Source organism: Pseudoalteromonas sp. SIMBA_162 (assembly GCF_046535955.1).
GTDB lineage: Bacteria > Pseudomonadota > Gammaproteobacteria > Enterobacterales > Alteromonadaceae > Pseudoalteromonas > Pseudoalteromonas marina.
This window is the reverse complement of record NZ_JAWJBQ010001009.1, coordinates 1-243: the sequence shown is the minus strand read 5'-3', so window position 1 is coordinate 243 and position 243 is coordinate 1. Positions and strand designations below refer to the sequence as shown.

Below are 243 nucleotides of genomic sequence, written 5' to 3'. Positions count from 1 at the left end.
CCCGGTCTACGTGATCTCGGCGATCTCCAAGCAGGGTACCGACAAGCTCAGCCACGACCTGATGCGCTACCTCGAAGACCGCGCCGACCGCCTGGCCAACGACCCGGCCTACGCCGCCGAGCTGGCCGACCTCGACCAGCGCATTGAAGACGAAGCCCGTGCCCAGCTGCAGGCCCTGGACGACGCGCGTACCCTGCGCCGTACTGGCGTCAAGAGCGTGCACGACATCGGTGACGATGACGC

Annotated in this window: 1 protein-coding gene; it reads left to right on the top strand. The window is 67.5% G+C overall.

Going from position 1 to position 243, the window contains the following annotated elements:
- Positions 1–243, top strand: a 243-nt coding sequence (locus R0J88_RS22760) for a hypothetical protein (RefSeq protein WP_410901286.1), incomplete at both ends; no start/stop codon positions are given.